This window comes from Niastella sp. (assembly GCF_045805085.1).
Lineage (GTDB): Bacteria > Bacteroidota > Bacteroidia > Chitinophagales > Chitinophagaceae > Niastella.
This window is the reverse complement of the sequence record NZ_JBJMLX010000055.1, coordinates 1-7,967: the sequence shown is the minus strand read 5'-3', so window position 1 is coordinate 7,967 and position 7,967 is coordinate 1. Positions and strand designations below refer to the sequence as shown.

The window sequence follows — 7,967 nt, the reverse complement described above, 5'->3', positions numbered from 1 at the left end:
TCTATTACCCGCAGCGCCAGTACGTTTTTAATACTATGGGCCGAAGATCTGCCGGTGTCCTGTTTGAATTCAATTGCTTTAACGGTACCTGGCGCCAATGAAATGGTGTCGATGCTAAGCGGATCATCAATCCCCCTGCCAAGTCCCTGCACATAACTGCTGAAAGGCACCACACTGAGCCCTAACTGCGAAATGGTTGTACCACAGCCGTTGGAATTGGTAACGGTATACCCAATGCTGGCAGTGCCGGGGGCCACCCCGGTTACCACACCATTGGCATTTACTTTCGCAACCGCCTGATTGGTCGTACTCCATTGCCCGCCGGCAGGAAGGCTGACCAGTTTAATTGAGGAGCCGGCCACACAAATATTAGGACCGGTGATGGTTCCAGAGCCCACCGGACATGCATTTATGGTAGCCACATTACTTATAATGCTGCTGTTAGCACTACTGATTATAAGCCGGTAATAGGTAGTTGTATTTACAACCCCCGGACTGTAGAAAGATGCCGTACTCACATTAGACCAGGCGTTTTGATCGGGTGAGCTTTGCCATTGATAGAAATAACTGCCCGAGCCGCCACCAACACTTGCCGTTAAGGTAGCAGCCGTATTGCCCGGCGAAACGTTTTGGAAAGGTGGACTGATGCTACAGGTGAGTGGCGCATAAACCCCTACGGTGACTCCATTGGAATAAGTTTCGGTCCAGTCACAATGATCAATTGCTTTACGCACGAACGTGGTAGAAGTAGTGAGCACGTCGGAGGCGCTGGGATACCAATCCCTTGTGGTAACAGGTATGTCTGTGTAGTTACCATAGACGTCTACCGTTTGCCATTGATAGCTGATGCATCCTGAACCGTTGATACAGGTAGCATCCGTACCAATCATAGGTCCGGGCGCCGTATTAAAATTTATATATTGAACCGTAGGTGAAATGGAACCCGGATTCATTTCAGCCACAGATAAGCTCATATTACCCCAGGTACTACAGTACACAGCGCCCGAAGTACTGGTCCAGGTTACATCAATTGACAGGTCCCACAGATCAACAACCGGGCATTCACTCATTGCCTGGAAAGCGGTAGTACCGGTATGCGTGAAATATCCCCCTACTACAGTCCAGGAATACTGTCCACAGTACGGATAATCGACTGAACCGTTATAAGTGGGATAATAGGTATAAGATTGGCCCAAAATTATGGTGCGGTTGCCCCCAAGGGCCCATTGTGTATTTCCCTTTACTCCCATCAGGAGCAAGAGCACCAATACAATACAGTGGCAGCTGTACTTACACACCTTTATGGGTTGGCAAAACATTGACATAAAATATTTTGTTGGTTGTTACTTTCCTGTTGTTGATGATGTTATTACTCCGCTTCACCATTCTGTGGTCACCAGGTAATGCTCGAATCCCTTTGCAGCCAGATATTCGCCGTTTTCTCCCCGCAATACCCGATTGTGCTCTCGCGCAGGCGGCGCCTGCTGTCCATGACTGATGTTCGTGAACCTGCAATCGGTTATAAGTTCTTTCACTACGAGAAACACATTGTATTCATTGACTTTGGTATTGATCAACCGGCCAGCATAAGCGCTGTTTTCAGCCAACCGGCTGTAGGCTATAGAATCCACAGGCACCAGACTCCTGTTTATATGATAATACGCAAGCGGCTGATGGGTTGCTGCATCAAACGTAATGCTTACGACCTCTTTTACCAGGTCAGTACCTGACACCTTGTTCCGGCTTTGTAACGTGATCTTGCTTTCTCCCTGCCTTTCCTCATTAATTCCTGCCACATACTGTTGCGCCAGTTTTTGCAGTGATGAATCGGGTGCCAACAGGGCCATGGCCTCCCGGAATTTTTTGAACGACTCCCCATTATTGGGATACAGGTTGATCATTTTAGTTTCATTGTTGACCAACACAATCACCGAGTCATTGGCAATTTGCTCCATGCCTTCGGCCTGCAGATAAAAATCACTTTTCCCATAGTACACCTGCATATTTGTTTCTACACTATCCTGCCCTGTATCAGGAGTACTTCGGTAACCCACGTGGATATTCATTTGTAAAGGCTGTTGCAGGTACCACTGCCCCAATGCGGCAAACTCGCGATAAACAGTGAGGGTATCAGCTCTCTCCTTGCTGCGCTGCGCATTGGCCGTAGTTGTAAGGAGCAACACTACCGTCATCGCCTGTAGGATCGTTATTCTATTCATAGTAAGGACAGGTATACTTTTAGTGAATCACCTTTTGTAAGGCGCTTCTTGTTTCCGTTATCGTTTTTATGCCTTCGCGGGTTTCTGCTTTTGTCCGGATCAGCGTTCCTTCTTCATCATACTCGTAAAAGCTTGCATAATTATTGGCGTCTAGCTCAGCCACCAGCCGCAGGTTCACGGGATCGTAGACATAACTTTTCATATTGGCATTGAATGGATGAATGCGGATGTCATCGACATACAACTGACCGGCTCCGCTGTTTACAAAGTTCAGCGTCATCGCATACACACCCACCGGAGCTGTGAACTCGCCTTCCACCCGCTGCCAGCCATCTATGATGGGACCGGTGGGACGTAAGATCACATCACTTACAGTGGAATTGGGGAATTTCAACTGTACCTGGTTGTTCTGGTAACCTGACTGTTTACACGGAATGCCATTGGCCGGATCGCCGCAACTTTCCCGCACCCAGGCGCTGAACAACATTTTTTTATTGAGGGGTATACTGAAACGCGCATGATACATATAAGCTGTTGCAGGGACAGGAAGATCGTACCCGCAGGTATTTTGCGTGTTGAGTGATTTATAACCGGGCACCGGGCCGCCATCTATATATATATTTGGTATGTTATTAGCATCAAAAAACTGGAAATAAAAATGATCATAGGGCCAGGGTTGCCCGTTAAAGGGTGGGAAATCGGCATCGGCCGTACAGACGATCTCGTAGATCCCTGCGGGGAAGCAGGCCGAAAAATGTTGCCACGTATAAGTCACACCAGCCGGTGAAATCGGACTTTCATAATTCACTGCAGGATAATCATTGGAGTTGACTGGGTAAATGGCAACGCCACCCATATTATTTACAGGACCAGTACCAGTGCCAGAGACGCGATAATTGGTAAGGCCGAAATGATAAACCCCCGGCTGGGTAATTTCAACATACTGCCTCATTTGAATGGTATAGGTGTAGCCATTGCTAATTATTGTTTCGCGGGGAACCGTTGACAACCAGGGATACAGTGTAAGGTGCATGCCATTATCTCCCCAGGTTTCTATCGTAGCAGGATTACTACTTAATAAATTTTCAGGATACTCATATATGATCTGATGATTCATTCCCCGTTCAAAGATCTGTTTGGGTACAAAGTGGTCGTAGGCAAAGCTGAAATCATCGGCAACCGCCGGTTCCACTTCAAACTGTTTCACCGCAGTGCTGTTGGGATTTACCACCATCATGTATTTACCCGAGTGCGCATTCACCGCCGTGTTATTTGCATTAACGATACTCGTATTAGGGATACCGGTAAAATCAATGAATTTTTGTGCATACGGCACCGTGGAATAAGGATGCAATGCCTCGTCATAATTGTTGTCTTCAAAACCCATATATACCATCTCGTTATACCGGCTGTTACCTGTTATAGCCACTGGCAGCGTTTTATGATAGCCGTATTGTGCAGCAGTAAATACACCCAGCGCATCCTGTGTTTCCATCTCCAGCCCCTTTGTATTATACCTGGTTGATCTGGCGTTCCAAACCCATTGAATGCTCGTTTCATCGGGAACCAGGTTACTGTAGCCATTAAAATCCCAGTACAGCTTAAAGTCTTTCAGCATCCCGTTTTCGGCAATATTGGTATTGCCGGTCGTATCATTTTCCATTCTGCCATCGTAAAACACCATATTGCGGTAAGCCCTGAAATTCCCCAGCAACCCCTTGCGATAGGGATTGATATTTTGTTCGAGGGCGCCGCTGCCGCTTTCAATATCCTGGTAAGCGCATATCGCCGGATTCATTATTCTACTGAATCGTCTGAACTGGTCATTTTCGGTCATCCATTTTTCCCTGAACTCAACCGCCGAGGCATTGACCTGTTTTCCATTGGCGTTGAATAACAATTTACCGGTGGCAAGCGGATTGGTCATTCCTGTTACAGAGGCCACCTGGCTCTCGAGCATATTGCGCCGGCCACTGCGGATAATGCGGCATTGAACACCTGATCTGTTATAGAGTTTCCCGGCTTCATCTATGAAAATAAAATCCGGGGCAGGATCTGTCAATGAAGAGTTGTTCTTGTTTTTATCCAATGCCCAAAGCAGTTTGATGGCATCGGATGATGGAGCCGGACAGGAAGTAGGACTGCCGGGATAAGTAATGTACAATTCATCACCACTTTCAAAAACAGAAAAGTCAAAACCCGGATTGGTGATCTTTCCATCTGCAAAGTTGAGCCCTGAAAACCGGGCGTCGATGTTTTTATAAGCCAGTCCCATGCCGCTGTAAGCCCAGTAAGCGGGATAGGAAGTATTGTAAATGGGTCTGTTAAATTCATTATTCGTACGACTTACCAACAATTCACCGGTTTGTGCATCATAGGCCAGATTTTTTGTACTCACCTGGCTGCCCTTGTCTATTACCACCACGCTGTCGAGCACCGCATGGTAACTGATCACCTTAGTGGTGGTAACGGCGCGATAGGTATTTTCAGTAGAACCATTTATTTTCCATAAGGTAGGGATCGGAAAATTGACCAATGCAAAGTAGAACCAGTCCAGTTGTCCCTGGTATTCCCGGCTGGAGCCTTTTACCGAAAACTCGCGGGCATCTGTCATAAGTTCAACATCTACACCCAGATTACCTGTATAGGCAGTGCCGCTGTTATCCTTACTGATGAAGGTGAACTGATCGTTCAATCCATTGACGCCTGTATTGCGGTAAAAGTTTTCGGTATAGCTTATCCGCGTGGTGGTATCGTTTTCTGCATAGGAGGATTGCGATCTCATTTTACCATGCATATCGTTGGTGGCTACCAGAAAGCCCTGTGATTGCGCTTTGAAATCATACCCGTATTTGTTAAAGAAATTGCTGGTGGATGCCTGGTGAAATTCTTTTACACTGGTGGCATCAAAAGCCGTATAATTATAATATACCGGGAAATCTTTTGCCGTATAATATTCCGTCACCTGTCTGCCCACACCCGATCTTGATTTTTTTGCCGCATCGGTATTTGTTTTAAGGGAAGTAACCGTCACTTTGCTATACCCTACTACCGGTGAAGGAAAGAAGCCATCGAGCACAGGCATTTCCACTGCGCCATAAGAAGTTGGGCCCAGGGGCAAATCATCTTCTACCTGTAGAATGGATTGACAGGGATTTTCTTCATTACCTATTGAAGGTTCATAAGAAGCCACGCCGCTGCTGATAGTACGAACTGCACCGCCAAAGTTTTCAGTAGTAGTATAGTCATACTGTTGTCCATATTTTGCGCCGTACTGCCGGGTCATGGAATCCCAGTTGTTCCTGAGCACCACTGATCGTACGCGGTACCCGCCGCCGTATTTATGTCCATCGGGATCATCCAACCGCACATAACATTTAGAAAGATCGGTGAGCAAGGCCTTCCCATCTTTCCGGAAAGCATTTACCGGATCAGTAAACGCATCGCGTAAGCTTTTTATCATGCCCACCAACATATCCCCTACCTGTTTCAATGGCGGTTCTCCCGACACGTCGTATCCTTCGAACGCCTGTCCCGGCAACTGCTGCCGCAAGTATTCGAGCGTTGTCATCGACAGTGGGCTTTTACCACCCAGCCGCTTCATTTTTACCCAAATGATCTTGTTGTTATTCGCGTCTACGCCATAATCAACATCGGGAGTTGAACCAAAGCTAGCATAACAGGGGATATACTCAGGCCCTTTAGGCATTCGTACCCATATTTTAAACGCGAGTTGGGTAAGTCCCTGTAAATATTTTTTGTACACATCCGTGGCATTACTGCACCCTTCAGGCACCGACATGAAAACATAATCATTTTCTGTGGATGCTGTATACACAACCGGATACAAATGGTTGCCCGCGGCGCCGAATGAGTTAGTGGGGCCAAATCCCGCCACCGGCATCATTATAGCCGCCCTTTTATCCTGCACATAGGCGTAATCGTCACTTTCATAATTCACTTCAATTTGTCCACCAGAAGGCAGTACCACTTTCTTCAGCATCCAGACTGCTGCATTGTTATTGATAGTGGTGTTGCTGCCCGCAGGTTGAATACTGTAGGGATAGTCGCTGTTCTTCAAACCACCAGGATTCAGGCTGGCGGGTTTGTAAGTACCCCAGCGGTCGGCAGCATTCGTTGTATAATCCGGATTATCGGTTGCATTATCCATTCCGGTTGAAGAGTAGGAAAAGCTGTACCTGTTTTTGAATGCTCTTGTTTTACCGTTATAGGTAAAATAAATGCTTTGCAGCGTGAGCTTGCCATTATTGCCTGTAACACCCGATGTATTATCTGGTGCATTCCTGCAAAGCTGGTAGCTATAATCAAGGTGAACTGTTTTGATGGCCTTTGCTTTTGCCAGCCCGTTCGACTTCAGATCGGCTTTATTGTACAGGGCAATACTATCCAGCTTCTTTATTACATTACTGCTGTTCATGCCGCCCAGTTCATCGGCAGCGCCTTTGGCATCCATCCGATTCGAGACGTAAAACAGGGCGATCATCGTTTTTGACTCTACCGATTGCAGGTACCACGACTCCCGCTCTCCGTGCGTGAACATCGCCTTATCGTCTTTTATCTCTGACCGCAGGCCAGCATTGAAATGGGCCATCTTATTTGTTCCCTGTGGCGTATGCCATTTATACACCGTATCGCTTCCTTCCCTGATCCTTGAATAATTGAATTTAACGGCATCGCCCAGGTCATCTTCGGTAATGCCGTTGCCTGATAGGTCTACGTAATCGGGCGACAGGATACCCGACAACAAAAACGAATGCGCATAAGCAGGGGTTTTTGTTATTTGCACGTACCCATCCCGGCTTGAATTATCATTCAGCAAGGAGGAAGTGGCAGTAGCCTCGCCTGCGTTTACACTTACCTGATCGGGAATTTCTGTATATGAATTGCTGACGGAAAATGTAAAATCTTTTTGCATCACATTGTATACCGGCACACCGTACACATATCTTTTACCATTGCTTTCCGTTACATTGATCTGGGAGATATGGTTCGGTTTTCGGTATCCACCTACCCGTTGAATGGGTTCATAGAGCAAGGTATCCGTAACCGCATCGAGAAAGGTTTGGTAGTTGTAGCTTTTTATTGTTTTATCAAGACCCACCTCCGTTGCTTCTGCTGCCGTGAGGAAACTGATCACTTGTGTACGTTTGTTACGTTCCCTGATGACAGATTGCTGCCGCAGGTCTACGACAGTTGACTGCAGCCTGCCGGCGGCGTCAAAGGTCTGTAATAAAGGTTCAACCGCAGGTGACTGACCCGAACCACTTAATTTGTACCGCACCAGGTTGGTACCGCCTATTTGCGCAAACCGGGCAGGATCGGTAACGCAGGCTTCACCGGGATTGCGGAAATAAACATTCTCAAAGGTGGCATCCGGCTGGGTAAACCCAATCGTGTTACGAAGCCTGTTCCCATTGTTCCATTCGCCAATAATGGAGGGCGTTTTTATTGTATTCAAATTGGCGCCGTAGTGCCCCGGCGCATCTATATCACCGCCAATACTGAAGTTTTTATCTTTTGATAGTGTGCTATTATCTCTTACATACCCCAGGTCATTCCGGTACGCCCTGATGTTTCCGCCGGTACCTTCCCCCTGAATGGAAAAAACATCGTATGTATATTGCGGTACGGAAATAACAGGCGTATTGGGCGTTACCTCGCGATCGTTAAAGCGGGTAAAATCCATTACATAATTTGGTTTGTTAACCGCATTCTGATAATACAGAT

The 7,967-nt window shown here is 46.9% G+C and carries 3 protein-coding genes; all 3 read right to left on the bottom strand.

The window, feature by feature from the left end; genetic code table 11:
* A partial coding sequence (locus ACJ751_RS02365; RefSeq protein ID WP_407743772.1) for a hypothetical protein occupies window positions 1-1,325 on the bottom strand: 1,325 nt, incomplete at its 3' end.
* Between the two features lie 54 nt (window positions 1,326-1,379).
* On the bottom strand, window positions 1,380-2,219 hold the full coding sequence (locus tag ACJ751_RS02360) for a hypothetical protein (RefSeq protein ID WP_407743771.1): 840 nt from the start codon (window positions 2,217-2,219) through the stop codon (window positions 1,380-1,382).
* 19 nt (window positions 2,220-2,238) lie between these two features.
* Window positions 2,239-7,926 (bottom strand): hypothetical protein, encoded by a 5,688-nt coding sequence (locus ACJ751_RS02355; protein WP_407743770.1) that lies wholly within the window; start codon window positions 7,924-7,926, stop codon window positions 2,239-2,241.
* Window positions 7,927-7,967 lie beyond the last annotated feature (41 nt).